The 16,624-nt window shown below is 38.4% G+C and carries 19 protein-coding genes; 18 read left to right on the forward strand and 1 reads right to left on the reverse strand.

Translation table 11 applies throughout. The features are described 5' to 3' along the window. The 5 genes from qcrB to AC4D4B_RS00540 all read left to right on the forward strand — a co-directional run bounded on the left by qcrB (position 1) and on the right by AC4D4B_RS00540 (position 3,989). Complete coding sequence (qcrB, locus tag AC4D4B_RS00520) at positions 1–675, forward strand: menaquinol-cytochrome c reductase cytochrome b subunit (protein ID WP_066107427.1); 675 nt, start codon at positions 1–3, stop codon at positions 673–675. 45 nt (positions 676–720) lie between these two features. After that, positions 721–1,506 carry a c-type cytochrome gene (locus AC4D4B_RS00525; protein WP_490994085.1) on the forward strand — a complete coding sequence of 262 codons (786 nt, stop codon included), beginning with the start codon at positions 721–723 and terminating at the stop codon, positions 1,504–1,506. Between the two features lie 244 nt (positions 1,507–1,750). Next, positions 1,751–2,356, forward strand: coding sequence for a lipoprotein heptaprenylglyceryl N-acetyltransferase LhaT (lhaT, locus tag AC4D4B_RS00530; RefSeq protein ID WP_490998875.1), 606 nt, complete (start codon positions 1,751–1,753; stop codon positions 2,354–2,356). A gap of 59 nt (positions 2,357–2,415) precedes the next feature. Then, on the forward strand, positions 2,416–3,210 hold the full coding sequence (locus AC4D4B_RS00535) for a sporulation protein YpjB (protein ID WP_490998876.1): 795 nt from the start codon (positions 2,416–2,418) through the stop codon (positions 3,208–3,210). Positions 3,211–3,311: 101 nt separating this feature from the next. Then, on the forward strand, positions 3,312–3,989 hold the full coding sequence (locus AC4D4B_RS00540; protein ID WP_490994088.1) for a zinc metallopeptidase: 678 nt from the start codon (positions 3,312–3,314) through the stop codon (positions 3,987–3,989). 45 nt (positions 3,990–4,034) lie between these two features. On the opposite strand, the gene AC4D4B_RS00545 is transcribed toward AC4D4B_RS00540, so the two are convergent. After that, entirely contained in the window at positions 4,035–4,907 is an 873-nt protein-coding gene (locus AC4D4B_RS00545) for a YitT family protein (RefSeq protein ID WP_490994089.1), read from the reverse strand. A gap of 145 nt (positions 4,908–5,052) precedes the next feature. Between AC4D4B_RS00545 and AC4D4B_RS00550 the strand changes: the two genes are divergently transcribed. The 13 genes from AC4D4B_RS00550 to AC4D4B_RS00610 all read left to right on the forward strand — a co-directional run bounded on the left by AC4D4B_RS00550 (position 5,053) and on the right by AC4D4B_RS00610 (position 16,617). Beyond that, complete coding sequence (locus AC4D4B_RS00550) at positions 5,053–5,385, forward strand: nucleotide pyrophosphohydrolase (protein WP_490994090.1); 333 nt, start codon at positions 5,053–5,055, stop codon at positions 5,383–5,385. A 3-nt stretch (positions 5,386–5,388) separates the two neighbouring features. Next, on the forward strand, positions 5,389–6,183 hold the full coding sequence (gene dapB, locus AC4D4B_RS00555) for a 4-hydroxy-tetrahydrodipicolinate reductase (RefSeq protein ID WP_490994091.1): 795 nt from the start codon (positions 5,389–5,391) through the stop codon (positions 6,181–6,183). Between the two features lie 13 nt (positions 6,184–6,196). Further along, the gene (gene mgsA, locus AC4D4B_RS00560; RefSeq protein ID WP_490994092.1) at positions 6,197–6,601 is read left to right on the forward strand and encodes a methylglyoxal synthase; all 405 of its coding nucleotides are present in this window, start codon (positions 6,197–6,199) and stop codon (positions 6,599–6,601) included. Between the two features lie 10 nt (positions 6,602–6,611). Next, complete coding sequence (gene bshB1 / locus AC4D4B_RS00565) at positions 6,612–7,319, forward strand: bacillithiol biosynthesis deacetylase BshB1 (RefSeq protein WP_490998877.1); 708 nt, start codon at positions 6,612–6,614, stop codon at positions 7,317–7,319. After that, the gene (gene bshA, locus AC4D4B_RS00570) at positions 7,316–8,467 is read left to right on the forward strand and encodes an N-acetyl-alpha-D-glucosaminyl L-malate synthase BshA (protein WP_490994094.1); all 1,152 of its coding nucleotides are present in this window, start codon (positions 7,316–7,318) and stop codon (positions 8,465–8,467) included. Before bshB1 ends, bshA begins: the two co-directional genes overlap by 4 nt. Beyond that, on the forward strand, positions 8,464–9,648 hold the full coding sequence (locus AC4D4B_RS00575) for a CCA tRNA nucleotidyltransferase (RefSeq protein ID WP_490998878.1): 1,185 nt from the start codon (positions 8,464–8,466) through the stop codon (positions 9,646–9,648). The genes bshA and AC4D4B_RS00575 overlap by 4 nt, the downstream gene beginning before the upstream one ends. Beyond that, positions 9,621–10,613 carry a biotin--[acetyl-CoA-carboxylase] ligase gene (locus tag AC4D4B_RS00580; protein ID WP_490998879.1) on the forward strand — a complete coding sequence of 331 codons (993 nt, stop codon included), beginning with the start codon at positions 9,621–9,623 and terminating at the stop codon, positions 10,611–10,613. Before AC4D4B_RS00575 ends, AC4D4B_RS00580 begins: the two co-directional genes overlap by 28 nt. Positions 10,614–10,911: 298 nt before the next feature. After that, positions 10,912–11,748 carry a 3-methyl-2-oxobutanoate hydroxymethyltransferase gene (gene panB, locus AC4D4B_RS00585; RefSeq protein ID WP_490998880.1) on the forward strand — a complete coding sequence of 279 codons (837 nt, stop codon included), beginning with the start codon at positions 10,912–10,914 and terminating at the stop codon, positions 11,746–11,748. Next, positions 11,745–12,587, forward strand: coding sequence for a pantoate--beta-alanine ligase (gene panC / locus AC4D4B_RS00590; RefSeq protein ID WP_490998881.1), 843 nt, complete (start codon positions 11,745–11,747; stop codon positions 12,585–12,587). The genes panB and panC overlap by 4 nt, the downstream gene beginning before the upstream one ends. 20 nt (positions 12,588–12,607) lie before the next feature. Continuing rightward, on the forward strand, positions 12,608–12,991 hold the full coding sequence (gene panD / locus AC4D4B_RS00595; RefSeq protein ID WP_490994099.1) for an aspartate 1-decarboxylase: 384 nt from the start codon (positions 12,608–12,610) through the stop codon (positions 12,989–12,991). A 266-nt stretch (positions 12,992–13,257) separates the two neighbouring features. Continuing rightward, positions 13,258–15,852, forward strand: a complete 2,595-nt coding sequence (locus tag AC4D4B_RS00600) for an exonuclease domain-containing protein (protein WP_490998882.1) — start codon at positions 13,258–13,260, stop codon at positions 15,850–15,852. Between the two features lie 100 nt (positions 15,853–15,952). Then, the gene (locus AC4D4B_RS00605) at positions 15,953–16,123 is read left to right on the forward strand and encodes a YpmA family protein (protein WP_490994101.1); all 171 of its coding nucleotides are present in this window, start codon (positions 15,953–15,955) and stop codon (positions 16,121–16,123) included. 17 nt (positions 16,124–16,140) lie between these two features. Beyond that, positions 16,141–16,617 (forward strand): cell wall elongation regulator TseB-like domain-containing protein, encoded by a 477-nt coding sequence (locus tag AC4D4B_RS00610; RefSeq protein ID WP_490994102.1) that lies wholly within the window; start codon positions 16,141–16,143, stop codon positions 16,615–16,617. Positions 16,618–16,624: the final 7 nt, after the last annotated feature.

Consider the following 16,624-nt stretch of genomic DNA (forward strand, 5'->3'; position numbering starts at 1 on the left):
ATGCTTAATAAAATGTACGATTGGATTGATGAGCGATTGGATATCACGCCCTTATGGCGCGACATTGCTGATCATGAAGTCCCTGAGCATGTAAACCCTGCCCATCACTTTTCGGCATTTGTTTATTGTTTTGGGGGATTAACGTTTTTCATTGTAGTCATTCAAATTTTATCCGGAATGTTTTTAACCATGTATTATGTACCGGATATTAAAAATGCATGGGAATCTGTTTATTATTTACAAAATGAAGTTGCTTTCGGTCAAATTGTTCGGGGCATGCATCACTGGGGAGCAAGTGTCGTCATCGTCATGATGTTCTTACATACTCTTCGTGTGTTCTTCCAGGGTGCCTATAAAAAGCCACGCGAATTAAACTGGATTGTCGGAGTTTTAATTTTCTTTATAATGCTAGCTCTAGGATTGACAGGGTATCTGCTTCCTTGGGATATGAAAGCGCTGTTCGCTACAAAAGTAACGTTGACCATTATCGATTCGGTGCCATTCATCGGACCATATTTAAAAACATTACTTGCTGGTGACCCTACGATAGTCGGGGCGCAAACCTTAACGCGTTTCTTTGCGATTCATGTATTCTTCCTTCCAGCGGCGCTTATTGGACTAATTGCAGCTCACTTCTTAATGATACGCAAACAGGGAATATCAGGACCGCTATAAGATATTGGTTGAAAATGGAAATGTTACGAAGGAGGGGATATCCTTATGCATCGTGGTAAAGGAATGAGATTTGTAGGGGATTCAAGGATAAGCGCAGATAGAAAACCGAATATTCCAAAAGATTATTCAGAGTATCCAGGAAAAACGGAAGCCTTTTGGCCCAATTTCTTGCTGAAAGAATGGATGGTAGGTGCTGTATTTTTAGTAGGCTTTTTATGTCTTACAGTTGCCCATCCATCACCGCTCGAGAGGATTGCTGACCCAACAGATACGGGATATGCGCCTTTACCTGACTGGTACTTTATGTTTTTGTATCAATTGCTTAAATATTCATATGCTTCCGGACCATATAACTTAATCGGGGCTTTGGTCATTCCGGGACTGGCTTTTGGTGCATTAATGCTTGCACCGTTTCTGGATCGCGGACCGGAACGCAAACCAACTAAACGAATCTTCCCAGTAGGTTTTATGTTGCTTGCATTTGCAGCTGTATTTTACCTAACATGGGAAACTGTTTCTCAACATGACTGGGCAGCAGCAAAGCTGCAAGGACAAATTGTTGAGGATGTAGCAATCGATAAAGAATCAGAGGGATATAAGCTATATCAAGGACAAGGCTGTGTAAGCTGTCATGGGGACTCCTTACAGGGTGGAAATGGTCCTAAATTGCTTGGTACAGAATTAGAGGTTGATGAAATCGGTCATATCGCTGTAAATGGTACCGAAAATAAAAAAATGCCACCAGTTTTTAAAGGTTCTGAAGAAGAATTAAAAACTCTGGCAGAATTTATTAAGGGAGCAAATGCAGGCGGAGATTCAAAAGGGGAATAATGTTTTTTGAGGGGTACTCAGGTGAGTACCCCTTTTGTCTTAAGAAGATTGTCATAGTCGCCGTATTCATGTTGACAAATGACGTATAGTTGTTTGTATTATAAATAATGGGACGGTCAGAGAGTTTCCTTCTGAATTGGAAAGTTCTCTTTGAGAGAGAAATTTAGAGCAGGGATGATTTGGCTAAAAATCAAGTAATTGAGAAACTTCTATTGGAATAATTCAGATTGTGATGGAGGATATTATGAAAAGCTGGCTTTATGCTATATTAAGAAATCGGACATTTTTATGGATTTTATTGATTATTAATCTTTTGGGAACAATATACGGGTATTATTGGTATAAAGGGCAGCTTGAAGTAACACCAGTAGCCTTTCTTGCTTTTGTGCCAGACAGTCCTACTGCCAGCTTATTTTTTTGTATTGCTGTTATTGGATGGCTTTTAGGGCGCAACTTTGGTTTATTTGAAGCCTTAGCAATCGTTTCTCTTTTTAAATATGGTATTTGGGCAGTTGTCATGAATATATTAACTTCCTCTGTAGAGGGTTATGTATCTTTGGTGGCTGTCATGCTGATTCTATCGCATGCTGCCATGGCAATTGAAGGAATCCTTTATGCTCCCTTTTATCGGGTTAAACCATGGCATTTAACTGTGGCAGGGATAATCGTGTTACATAATGAAATCATTGATTATGTATATGGAATGATGCCGACGTATAGTGTTTTGAATCAGTATATCCCCCAAATTGCTTACTTCACCTTTTGGCTGAGTATACTTTCGATTGGAATAGGGTATTGGTTTACTCTTCGTAAAAATCGGGAAATATACTCCATTCATCTCAGGCAATAAATAGTTCTAGTCTTGTCCCTTCACACATACGATTAAGTAGTATGAGGAGGGATATTTTTATGAAGTTTAAATCTATATTTTTCTCAATAGCCATTATAATATCATCAGGATTCATCACGACCTATGCTAACGGACCTGATAAACAAAATTCGTTAGAGACCCTTGCTGATCAATCCCTTCAATTTGCAAAAGTAGATAGACGTGAAGAAGCAGAGCGTTTATTGGAAGCATTTTCAGATAAATTTTATGATCAGGCAATTGAGAGCTCAGACTATACAATGGATGAAATTAATATTATAACGATTGCCTATGAGGAAGCCATTCAAACTGTGCAAAATAAAGAAAAAACAGATGTTGAGGTAATCAATGAAATAACGAAATTCCGATTAGTACTTGATGCAGTTCATAGTGATGGCGCACCCTTATGGGCGAGTTTAAAGGATAGCATTATCTCTGCTGCAGGGGAAACAAAGGTATCAATCCAGAAACAGGATTCGATTGCTTTTCAGGAAAAATTAAATCATCTATTAACGATTTACAATATTATATATCCATCGTTAAAAATAGATGTTACACCTGAACGTTTTCAGCAAGTCGATGCTCATATTCAATTTATTGATCAATATCGTCCGCAGGTCTTTTCTGATCAATCACAAACCGATATAATTTCTTTAGAGGAGCAATTGCGTGATATATTTGAGGAAGCAGAAAAAGATGATGCAGATCCATCCCTTTGGTGGGTAATCATTTCAACTGGAAGTATTATTATTATGACCTTATCTTATGTAGGATGGAGGAAATATAAAGCTTCAGATGATCAGCTTCATACAAAAAAGAAAAAACAGAATTTTTGATAAAATTTTGAATAATATCTATCCATTGACAGATGTTATACGACATTATTACAATTACCATAACACAACTATAAATAACAGAAATGAAATGGAGGATATAGATGAGCTTTTTAATTTATTTTATACTGCTTTTAATTATCCCAATTTATGCACAAATGAAAGTTCAAAGGGCTTACAAGAAGTATTCACAGGTTCCTGCATCGAACGGTTACACAGGCGCGGAAGTTGCCCGTAAGTTGTTGGACGAAAATGGTTTGTACAATATACGTGTAGAAGAAACACATGGGGTATTAAGTGACCACTATGATCCTACAAATAAAGTGGTAAGATTATCATCAAGTAACTATCATGGACATTCACTCGCCGGCACTGCTGTCGCAGCGCATGAGGTTGGTCATGCCATTCAGGATAAAGAAGATTATTCCTTTATGAGAATCCGTCATAAGCTAGTACCAGTTGCTAATATCGGTTCTAACTTTTCCTGGATATTAATTTTAGCTGGGATGTTGCTTGGCAGCTTAAATCTAGCATGGCTGGGAGTATTGTTTATGGGGGCAGCCGTGTTATTCCAATTCGTTACACTGCCGGTTGAATTCAATGCTTCTAACCGTGCTATGAAACAGGTTGTTGCTTTAGGTGTAATTGGGGCCGATGAAGAAAAAGAAACGAAAAAAGTCTTAGATGCCGCAGCCTTAACATATGTTGCAGCTGCAGCAGTTGCTGTACTTGAATTGTTACGATTTGTATTTATGCTAACCGGTATGAATAGTGAAGATTAATAAGAGAAACCCCCTTCGTTTATGAAGGGGGTTTTCCTATGTTGCTTATTTTTCAAGCGGATTTTTATTTTCATCCAACGTAAATCCTTCACCCAGTACATCATGTACAATGGATACGGAAACAAATGCGTGTGGATCAATGGATGTAATAATACTCTTAAGACGTACAATTTCATTGCTGCCTACAACGCAATAAATTACATCGCGCTCCTGTTTGGTATATGAGCCAACCCCTTTGAGTAATGTAACACCGCGTTCCATTTGTTGATTAATCTTTTCAGCTATCACGGAATTGGAGTTACTTATGATCATAACACCGCGGGCTGCATAAGCACCCTCCTGGATAAAGTCAATTACACGACTGCCAATATAAACGAGGACAAGTGTATACATGGCTTGTTTATATTCCAAATACGTTACGAGTGATAAAACGATAACGCAGAAGTCAAACATAAACATGGTTTTTCCCATGCTCCAGCCTTTATATTTGAACATGAGCCGTGCGATGATATCGACTCCGCCAGTTGTTCCGCCGTAACGGAAAATAATCCCTAAACCGACACCGATGCACACACCTGCAAATAAAGCGGCAAGCATAAGGTCATCCTTTAAAGGAATATGCATTTGATATTTTTCGAAAATCGCGATAAATACAGATACAGCGATAGTACCGATGAGCGTATACAAAAATGTTTTTTTGCCCAACAGTTTATATCCTACAAAGAAAAGAGGTATATTTAATAAAATATTGGTAATTGAAGGGCTAATACCAGTTAAGTTATATATTAAAAGGGTAATCCCGGTAAATCCCCCTTCACCTAATGCATTTTGCATATTAAAATGAACGAGGCCAAAAGACATGATTGCTGCCCCTAATAATATCAGTATGACGTTTTTAAGCTTTAAGTTGAAAAACACATTCTAACCCCTTCCTTGCTAACTCAATTATTATTATAGTGTACAATTGAGGAAAAATAATGAATGATATCCTTTTGCATTCTATCATATTTATTGTTCGAAAACTAAGAAATAAGCTAACATTAAGAGAAAAGGGTGTAACTGTATGGAACATAAGAAAACAATGGCTGCCTTACAGCAAGAAGTAGATCAATACATAGGGCAATTTAAAGAGGGTTACTTCAGTCCGCTTGCCATGACAGCGAGACTTACAGAAGAGCTTGGAGAATTGGCGAGAGAGATTAACCATTATTATGGTGAAAAACCAAAAAAAGAATCTGAAAAAGAAAAAGAGATTGAAGAAGAATTGGGAGATGTTTTATTTGTGCTAATTTGTATGGCCAATTCGCTGAATATTGATTTACAGGAAGCGCATGACAGGGTAATGGAGAAATTCAATTCCAGAGACAAAGACCGCTGGACAAGAAAGGAAGAATGATTGATGATTAATGTCATAATTGCAGGGCCGCGAGGTAAAATGGGGAAAGCAGCAGTAAATTTAGTGATGAATACAGAACATTTTCATTTAGTAGCTGTATTGGATCATAAGAATGATGGGTTGAAATTAAGTGAAATAGATGGATTTACCGGTATAGATGTTCCCATCTATACAGATCATGAAAAATGTTTCTCTGAAGTTAAAGCGGATGTACTGATTGATTTGACCACTCCGGAGTCTGGAAGAATCCATACATTGTCAGCATTATCACACCATATCCGTCCGGTTGTTGGAACGACCGGCTTTTCAAATGAAGATTTAAAAGAAATCAAAAGAATTTCAAAAGAAAACGGAATTGGGTGTATTATTGCACCGAATTTTGCTGTTGGTGCTGTGTTAATGATGAAATTTGCCAAGCAGGCAGCTAAATATTTTCCGGATGTCGAAATTATTGAATTGCATCACGATCAAAAACTGGATGCTCCTTCAGGAACAGCTATAAAAACAGCACAATTAATTTCTGAAGAAAGACAAATAAAAAAACAGGGACATTTAAATGAAAAAGAAACAATAAAAGGTGCACGTGGTGCAGACTATGAAGGAATGAGAATACATAGTGTACGCTTACCTGGACTTGTTGCACATCAACAGGTCATGTTTGGCGGAGAAGGTCAGACATTTACTTTAAGACATGATTCGTATGATCGAAACTCTTTTATGAGCGGAGTTAAATTGTCGGTGGAAACCGTCATGAATATAGAAGAATTAGTATATGGTTTAGAAAATATTATTGATTAAGGAGCACTGTTCCATGAAAATCGCATTGATTGCACATGACAAAAAGAAAGACGACATGATTCGATTTACGCTTGCGTATAAACATATCCTGGAAGAGCATCAGCTTTTTGCTACCGGTACAACGGGAAAGAGAATACAGGATGAAGCTGGCCTGTCCGTTCATCGTTATCAGTCCGGACCACTCGGGGGAGATCAACAAATTGGGGCGATGGTTGCAGAAAATGATATTGATATTATTATTTTCTTCAGAGATCCATTGACTGCACAGCCACATGAACCGGATGTGTCCGCTTTAATGCGTTTGGCGGATGTTTATTCCATTCCATTGGCAACTAATATGGGAACAGCTGAAATGTTAATACATGGATTGGAACGTGGAGACCTGAAATGGAGAAATATTGTTAGGGAAAAGGAGTAATATGCCCACAATGAAGACAGACATACTATGTTTTGGCGCCCATTCCGATGATGTAGAAATCGGCATGGGGGGCACAATAGCAAAATATACAGAATTAGGCCATTCCGTTGTCATCTGTGACTTAACCGAGGCGGAGCTTTCATCGAATGGTACCCCAACAAATAGATTGAAGGAAGCCAAACAGGCAGCTGCCATCTTAGGTGTAAAGGAACGCTTGAATCTAAATATGGGAGATCGGCAATTATATCCCACACCTGAAAACATCTCAAAGATTGTTTCTGTTATAAGAACATACAAGCCTGAAATCATCTTTATACCCGCTGTTCCTGACCGCCATCCGGATCATGGACATTGTGCAGCACTGGTTGAAGAGGCAGTCTTTTCTGCTGGTATTAGGAAATATGAGGATGAAAGCAAGCTCGAGCCCCATAAGCCGAAGCATGTTTTTTATTACATGATCAATAGCTTCCATCCACCAGATTTTTGTGTGGATATCAGCAAATATTTTCATTGTAAATTATCCAGTTTAAAAAGCTATTCCTCTCAATTTATTAAAACTGATGATGGGGTTGTGACCCCGCTTACTGAAGGATATCTCGAAGCAATCGAAGGCAGAGAGCGGGCATATGGAAGAGAGACAGGAGTTTTATTTGCAGAAGGGTTTAGAACGAAAAAACCTCTCTTACTTGATCAAGATTTGTTAGGTGGAAAGAAATGAAACAGTTAAAAATCGGAATAGTTTGTTATCCTACTGTCGGCGGATCAGGAATTGTTGCGACCGAATTAGGAATTAAGCTGGCGGAGAAGGGACATGAGATTCATTTTATAACATCCAGTGTACCGTTCCGCTTAAAAAAGCGATACTCAAATATATATTTTCATCAGGTTGAAGTGAATCAATATGCCGTTTTTCAGTATCCACCATATACCTTGTCATTGGCCAGTAAGATAGCCGAGGTGGTTAAAATGGAAGAGCTTGATATCATTCATGCCCATTATGCGATGCCGCATGCCGTATGCGGAATTTTGGCTAAGCAAATGACCTCCTCTGGCCTAAAGGTAGTAACGACTCTTCATGGTACGGATATTACAATACTAGGGTATGATTCATCTCTGCAGGACATGATTAAGTTCGCTATTGAAAAATCCGATGCGGTTACAGCGGTGTCCCGTGAACTTGTTAAAGAGACATATGAATTAATTCAACCGGATCAAGAAATCCAAACGATTTATAATTTTATCGATTATCCGGCCCCTGAACCGGATGCTGGTAATGTGGCTAATTTAAAAGCCGAGCTTGGAATAAAAGAAGATGAAAAAATTGTCATTCACGTCTCGAATTTCCGGAAGGTGAAGCGTGTACCTGATATCATTGACACTTTTGGAGCCGTTGCAGACAAAATACCGAGTAAACTTTTATTAGTAGGCGACGGACCTGAAATGTCTTTTGTAAGTAAAAAAATTAAAGCTATGGGCTTACAGGAGAAAATTATTCTGTTAGGAAAACAGGAAAATCTGCAGGAGCTATATTCTATCAGTGATGTATGTGTACTTATGTCAGAAAAAGAAAGTTTTGGGCTAGTACTTCTTGAAGCGATGATCTATGGTGTTCCATGTCTTGGAACAAAAATCGGGGGAATTCCTGAGGTTATTGAAGATGGGATTAACGGATACACCATCGAGCTGGGAGATATCGAAGCTGCCTCTATGCGATTGTTGGAATTGCTTGAAAATGATTCGCTAAGAATGAATATGGGTACTAACGCTATTCATAAAATTAAAGATCATTTTCAAACCGAACATATCGTGAATCAATATGAGGACTTGTATTATTCATTATTGAAAAATGGGGAGAAGGATGAATGAATCAGGAATTTATCAGAGCGCGTCCTGTTTTGGAACAGTTAACGGCGAAGGGCTATGAAGCCTATTTTGTTGGCGGAGCTGTTAGGGATACTTTAATGGGTAAGGATATTGATGATGTGGACATTGCTACCTCCGCCACTCCCGAGCAAGTAAAGGGAATTTTCACCCATACAGTAGATGTTGGTATTGATCATGGAACTGTATTAGTGCTTTATAAAGGCGAATCGTTTGAGATCACGACATTTAGAACAGAGTCTCAATATAAAGATTATCGACGGCCAGATTCAGTCATCTTTGTAACCTCTTTGCATGAGGATTTAAAGAGAAGAGATTTTACGATGAATGCAATTGCCATGGACCAGGATGGGAACTTGTATGATCCGTTTGATGGAGAAAAAGCTATACATACAAAGGTAATCGAGACGGTTGGTCCGGCGGATGAACGATTTAGTGAGGATGCGCTAAGGATTCTTCGTGCTGTGCGATTTGTCAGCCAGCTAGGGTTTACGTTGCATGAAAATACACGATCGGCATTACGGAAAAATGCCGATTTACTTTTACATATAGCACAGGAACGGAAAACAGCTGAGTTTCAAAAAATGGTTCTTGGCCAATATCCAGAAAAAGGGTTAAAAATTGCTGCAGACGAAGGTTTGCTAGCCTATTTCCCGGGTTTAGGTCAATTTGCGGCTCATATAGAGCAGTTTCTTGCACGGCCCTTAAACCGTTGTGAATCATTTGAAGAATGGATGGCCTTGATTGCCCTCTTTAATGGTCAGGATCAATCCCTATACAGTCACTGGAAGCTTTCATCCAGTCAAATGAAAAAAATAGGTCTGCTGATCCGTGAAACGAAAAAAAGAGAGAGTTCCTCATTTACTCCCTTTACCATTTATCAGCTTGGTCTTGAAAACACCCTGAGTGTGGAAAGAGTTTGGTCAGTATATCATCATGCAGAACCAGACTACGATGCAATCACTAATCTGCATGCTCGTATGCCAATCCATAAGGAAACTGTTATAGAGGTTTCCGGAAACGACCTGATGAAATGGGCTGATAAAGCAGGTGGACCGTGGATAAAGGAGCTTATGCATGAAGTGATTAACGGAATTCTGGATCATAAGGTCCCGAATAAAAAGGAGTTAATTAAACAATGGCTCACTCAAGAGAACAAACTTTAAAGTATGAAATTGCCAAAGCCTTTGCGAAAGCCGGAGATGATTATATATCTGGTCAGGCATTAGCTGATTTAGTTGGTTGTTCAAGAGTAGCGATATGGAAGCATATTGACCAGCTGCGTCAGGAGGGCTACGAAATTGAGGCTGTAAAGAAAAAGGGATATCGGCTCTTGAATAAATTAGATTCTCTCAGGGCCACTGATATCTTAATGGGATTACAGACTGAATTTGTCGGACAATCTATATATTCCTATGATACGGTCTCATCCACTCAAATTGTTGCCAGAGAACTTGCGGGAAGCGGAGCTAAAGATGGTACAGCTGTGATTAGTGATGAACAAACGGAAGGTACAGGGCGATTAAAAAGAAAGTGGCATTCTCCTGCAAATGGAGGGATCTGGTTAAGTATGATTATGAGACCTGATATCCCTCCCTACCATGCCCCTCAGCTCACGTTGTTAACAGCTGTTGCTACTGTCCAGACACTAAATGAATTTGGTGTGAATGCAGGGATCAAATGGCCAAATGATGTGTTAGTGGAAGGAAGGAAGATTGCGGGCATATTAACAGAGCTTCATGCGGAATCTGATCAAATTCATCATGTGATTATCGGCATTGGCATGAATATAAACCAGCCCCTTGAATCGTTTCCTGATGAATTAAAAGAGATTGCTACTTCAGTCTTAATCGAGAAAAAACAAAGAGTAGATCGATCTAAATTTTTACAAAGCTTTTTTAAGAATTTTGAAGATATATATCTACTTTATTTAGAAAAAGGTTTTGAACCGATAAAACAGCTTTGGGAAGAGCTAACGATTACCATTGGGAAGAAGGTCACCGTCCAAAGCCTGCATGGATCTTTAACTGGATTGGCAACCGGAATTAATGATGACGGTGTATTGATTATCATGGATGATGAGCAAAAAAGCCATTTGGTTTATTCCGGAGATATAACCGTGCATCAATAAAGGAAAAATTGATTGTTCTTAAGCGATTGTCTTAAAAAAGAAAGTAATTGAAAATGAGTTAATATATGGCATATAAAAATGACTGAATGTTATAATTCATAGAAGGGCGGGAGCGGAAACGACCTGCACCTTGTATTTTAGTCATTTAAATAGATTTATAATTCTGCCTGTATCCAAGAACGGACCGGGACAGAGGGATAAAAGCTATTATGCCAATCAATCCTTCTGTAATAAGAAGGATTTTTTTATTGGGTAAATAGGTTTTTCTCTCCTCGGAATAAAAAGGAGGAAAGAGAAAATGAAATTTGCTGCGGATTTTTTGAAACTAAAAGAAAAAAGTGAGAACATCTCAATGCTGACTGCGTATGATTATCCATCTGCTAAACTGGCAGAACAAGCCGGGGTCGATATGATTCTTGTAGGTGATTCCCTTGGAATGGTTGTTTTAGGATATGACTCTACTGTTCCTGTCACTATCGAGGATATGATTCATCATACGAAGGCTGTTAAAAGAGGGGCCACTAACACATTTATCGTGACAGATCTGCCGTTTTTGACGTATCACACAACAAATGAGGAAGCATTAAAAAATGCTGCAAGACTTATGCAGGAGGCAGGGGCTGATGCGGTCAAAATGGAGGGTGCCGGAGATGTCATTACCAAAATAAAAGCGATGACAGATGCAGGTATACCGGTAGTAGCGCATTTAGGCTTAACGCCGCAATCAGTTGGTGTACTTGGAGGCTATAAAGTCCAGGGTAAAACTAGCGAGGCGGCAATTAAACTGCTTGAGGATGCAAAAAAATGCGAAGAAGCCGGGGCAATGGCCGTTGTGCTCGAATGTGTACCTTATCAAGTCGCTGAACATATATCGAATGAACTAATAATCCCGACAATTGGGATTGGTGCCGGAAAAGGTACGGATGGCCAGGTACTCGTTTACCATGATGTTTTGTTATATGGTGTTGGCAGAGTGGCCAAGTTTGTAAAATCCTATGCTAATTTAAATGATGTAATTGGTCATGCATTGTCTGAGCATATAAAAGAAGTAAAATCGGGTGTTTTTCCGAATCGTGATCACTCATTCACGATGAGGGAAGAAGAACTGGCCTCGTTGTATGGAGGAGAAAAATGAAGATTATCAGCCAGATAAACGAACTGCGTGAAGTACTTAATCTAGAGAGGGGAAAGAACCATTCCATCGGATTTGTCCCAACTATGGGGTATTTGCATGAAGGACATCTTTCGCTCATTCAAGAAGCTAGAGAGAATAACCATGTGGTGGTTATCAGTATATTTGTCAATCCGCTGCAATTTGGCCCTAATGAGGATTTTGATAAATATCCACGAGATATGGAGCGGGATGAAGAGCTGGCACGAAATGCAGGGGTGGATTATTTGTTTTATCCCACAGTCCAGGAAATGTATGGGGATAAGCAAACCCTGACAGTAAAAGTGCATGAACGCACTGATGTTCTTTGCGGAAAATCCAGACCAGGCCACTTTGATGGAGTGGCGACTGTTTTAACAAAACTGTTCACAATTGTCCAACCGACCCGTGTTTATTTTGGACTGAAGGATGCTCAACAGGTCGCTGTAGTAGAAGGTCTTATCCATGACTTTAATTTCCCGATTGAGCTGGTAGGTGTTGAGATTAAGCGTGAAGAGGATGATCTTGCGTTAAGCTCCAGGAATATTAATCTAACAGCACAGGAAAGAGAAGAAGCACCATTTATTTATAAAAGTCTTTGCAAAGTGAAAGCTGAGCTGCAAAAAGGTGCCAGTCCCACGGAAGCGCTTGAAAAGGGGAAAAAGTATTTGCAGTCTCATATCAATGGTCAAATCGATTATTTTGATGGATTATCCTATCCTGAACTAGGTGAGATTACAGAGCATGATCAAAAGATCATCTTTGCAGTGGCGGTTCAATATACGTCTGTTCGTTTAATCGACAACATTATCATAAATCTATAGTCATACAAGGGGGTAAGATTATGTTTCGCAATATGATGAAAGCAAAGCTTCACAGAGCAACAGTTACGGAGGCAAATTTAAACTATGTAGGCAGTATTACAATTGATGAAGATTTATTAGATGCGGTTGATATGCTGCCAAATGAGAAAGTTCAGATTGTAAATAATAACAATGGAGCCCGTTTTGAAACGTATATCATTCCCGGTAAAAGAGGCAGTGGCGTCATTTGCCTAAATGGAGCTGCTGCCCGTTTGGTTCAGGAAGGCGATAAAGTCATCATTATTTCTTATGGATTAATAGAAGAAGCTTATGTAAGGAGCCATCGGCCAAAAGTGGCTGTTCTAGATGAGTATAATACAATTGTTGAAATGCTCGGAGTCGAACCTGAGGCAACGATCATTTAATGACTTAGTTTAATTAACAAACCCTGATTCCCTTAAATCTTTAAGGAAATCAGAGTTTGTTTTTTTATTAACCCAATACTCTTCATTCTTCTTTGATTAATAAGGCTGGTTTTGATATAACAGTAGATAATGGGTAACGATAAAAGATATGAAGAGTGTATTATAGGGTACCCGAGAAAAATAAAATAGGAAAAATAGGTGCCGTTGTGAATTTTTCCATCAGCTAAACAGGAGTAAGTTAGAGAAGAAGTGAGCAGGTGTTAAATATGAAAAGTAAGTATGTAGTAATCGATCTGGAGACTACAGGTAATAACCCTAAAAATGGAGATCGCATCATTCAAATTGCGGCTAACGTCATTGAAAATGGTGAGATCACATACCAATATTCATCTTACATAAATCCAGGGAGGTCCATCCCTCTATTCATACAGGAATTAACTGGTATAACGGATGCGGACGTGGAGAATGCACCGACCTTTAAAGAGTTGGCACCCTACATTATTGGTGTATTGGATGATGCTGTTTTTGTTGCTCATAATGTACTGTTCGATTTGACATTTTTACAGGCTGAATTGGAACGGGTAGGCTATGAGAGGTTTCTTGGATATACCGTAGATACAGTAGAATTAGCGAAAATTGTCAATCCAGGAATGTCCAGTTTCAAACTGGAGGAATTAGGAAAAGCCTATGGTTTTCTTCATGAGCGGCCACATCAAGCTGACAGTGATGCTTATGTAACGGCTCTCTTGTTTATCGAGTTTTACAAACAATTAAAGAAATTGCCGAAACCTACTATAAAGTCATTATATAGATTATCCTTTTTATTAAAAAGCGAGCTTAAAGAATTATTGGCTGAGATATTAAATGAATATTCAACGATGAGTGAGCCATGGAGACCAGATCTGGATATTTATCGTGGTATCGCAATCGTTAGGCAGAATTCAATTGAAAGTCTTACACAACAGCAGAATGAAAAACAACATCATTCTCTTGATGAAACAGATTTACATACTATGTTGAAGCAGAGCTTTAAGAATCATAAGGTTAGTTTAGTAGAAGATGGTTCCCAGGATTTTTCTGAGCATATCAAAGCCTTTTATGAATATGCCTGTGAAAATCATGAGCAGGTAACCATTGCTACTCATACTAAACATACAGCAGAACAGTTAATGGGTATTTTTCAGAGGGATTATTCTTCTAGTATGATTCAAAAGCAAGTTAGTATATTGCATTCTAAGGAGCAGTATTTAAGTTTGCCGAAGTTTGAGCAATCCATGCGGGAAAAACAACAAAATTACGAAAGCACAATCGCAAAAATGCAAATATTAGTCTGGCTGACCATGACAAACACAGGCTGTTTAGAAGAGCTTAATTTATCCTCGGGCGGAAGAGAATATTGGAAGGAAGTAGCCCACCATGCCAATTTACATCCCCGCTTGCTTAAGCCGTGGACGGAGCGGGACTTCTATTCAAGACAGATGCTGGCTGCAAAGCAGGCAAAGATTATTCTCACTACTCATGACAGTCTTATTTCGGATATTCAAACAGGGGATTTCTTAAGCGAGTGCCCTAATATTGTATTTGAGGAAGCAAATTATTTTCCATCCTCTGTTCAAAGCGGATTAACGAAAGAGCTGAGCTATGTAGAAGTGAGGAATCTCTTGAATAAAATTGGAACTTTGGATAATCGGCAACTATTGAGGTCTGTCATAGTGCTTTTAAAGGAAAAAACGAAAGGTCCATATAATGAAAATCAACTGGCTGTTTTATTGGAAGAAATCGCAAGCAGTGTGGAGAGTTTTTTTGAGGCCATATTCACATATGGAATGAAAAGCAAAAAGGATATGGATGGACCTAGAGTGCAGTGCAAGCTTGATTTTTCTGAGCTGGAGAATAAAAAATACATGGATCAATTGTTAAAAGAAGCCAATGATTTGTATGACTCTCTCGGCTTAATAGTTGTACAATTTCAACAAATCCTTGCAGAATTGAACCAAGTGCCAATTGAAAAATTAAAGCGAAGCCAATTTAACATCATTGATGAATTAACAAAATTATCGGGGGAAATAAATTTATTCCGAGTTACTTTGAATAGGCTCTTTAAGAGTCATGGCACGAATGATGAGGTTTGGACCAGTTGGAACATGAAGGGGAATAGAAATTCAGTACAAATTTATGCCCAGCCATTATCGTCCTCAGATTGGATAAATCGTAATGTATTACGGCCGGATAGCCATATTTTATTTATTTCAGATGTCTTGACGGTAGGAGGTTCCTTCAATTATATTTCAGATAAATTAGGTATTCAGGAAAACAAGATGAGTAACCTGTTGATTCCACCGGTAAAAGAGCAATACCTAACGATGTTGAATCTAAAATCGAGAGATAGGCTAATTGATTTCGTGAAAAAGCAACAAAAGAACTTAATCCTTCTTTTTCAATCACAAGAATCATTAAAAAAAATATATAATGATATGAAGGGATTAGCAGAATTAGCACACATACAGTTGCAGGCTCAGGGACTATCCTCCGGTTCTGCCATCAAAATGCTGCGAAATCATCTTGCTGTTGACCAATCAATCCTCTTAATGAACTACACTGGTTGGGATCAGGTTCACCATGCTTATCATGGCCGTTCCAAGATTATCATGGTTGAAGCTCCAGTCGAAATGAACAGCATGATTCCAGATGAGGATTTATTATCGGAGATAATCATTAATTTAAGAAGCTTACTTAATACTTCTCCTGATTATAAAAAAGACAGCATATGGTTCTTGATCGAGAATGATTTGCTTCGTAGTGAGAGAAGTAAGTTTGAACATGGTCTAAATTACGTAAAGCCGATATACAGGAATATGTAAGGGAACAATGTTTGGCTCGCTTTTTTAGTAAAGTAAAGCTATTTGCAATTTTATTTTGGTATAATGTGAACTAGAGCGCTACGTTTTGGGAGGATTTACAATGGATAGTAAGGTAGAGCTTTTATCAAGTGTTAAATTGACATACACGAATGATTTATATAAAATCGTCGATTCTTTAAATAAAACATTAAAAAAAGAAAATTTAATGTTTGGCTTGGCATTAGATAAACAAGATCAACAAACAGCCGTTTTTTCAATATACCGTACATAATTTGAAAGGAAATAGATATGAAAAAAGTAATTTGGAGCATAGTGATTATTATCCTGATTGGCAGTGGCTTTTTTCTTCAGGCAATCTATGCTGGTGACAGCACCAGGAAGGACGCTGAAAAGAATGCAGAACATATTGCCAGAGAAACAGCTGGACTGACAGAAGTGGATGATTTCTATTTATATAATGGAAATGAGACATGGAGTGTAATAACTGGAAAAACAGCAGATGGTAAAAAAATTGGTGTTTGGGTGCCGGATGATAAGAAAAAGAAAAGCCAGATTATTGCCCTCTCAGAAGGTATTAGTAAAAATAAAGCCATAGAAATTGTGAAAGAAAAAAAGAATGTGAAGGAGATTGTATTTGCCCAATTGGGAATGGAAAATAATCAACCCTTATGGGAAGTAACCTATAAAAATAATAAAGACCTTTATGGGTATTATTATCTGAATTTCAAAACAGGCAATTTAATACGTAATTACGATAATTTGTAGGATGGAG

The organism is Pradoshia sp. Z6_59 (assembly GCF_058267515.1).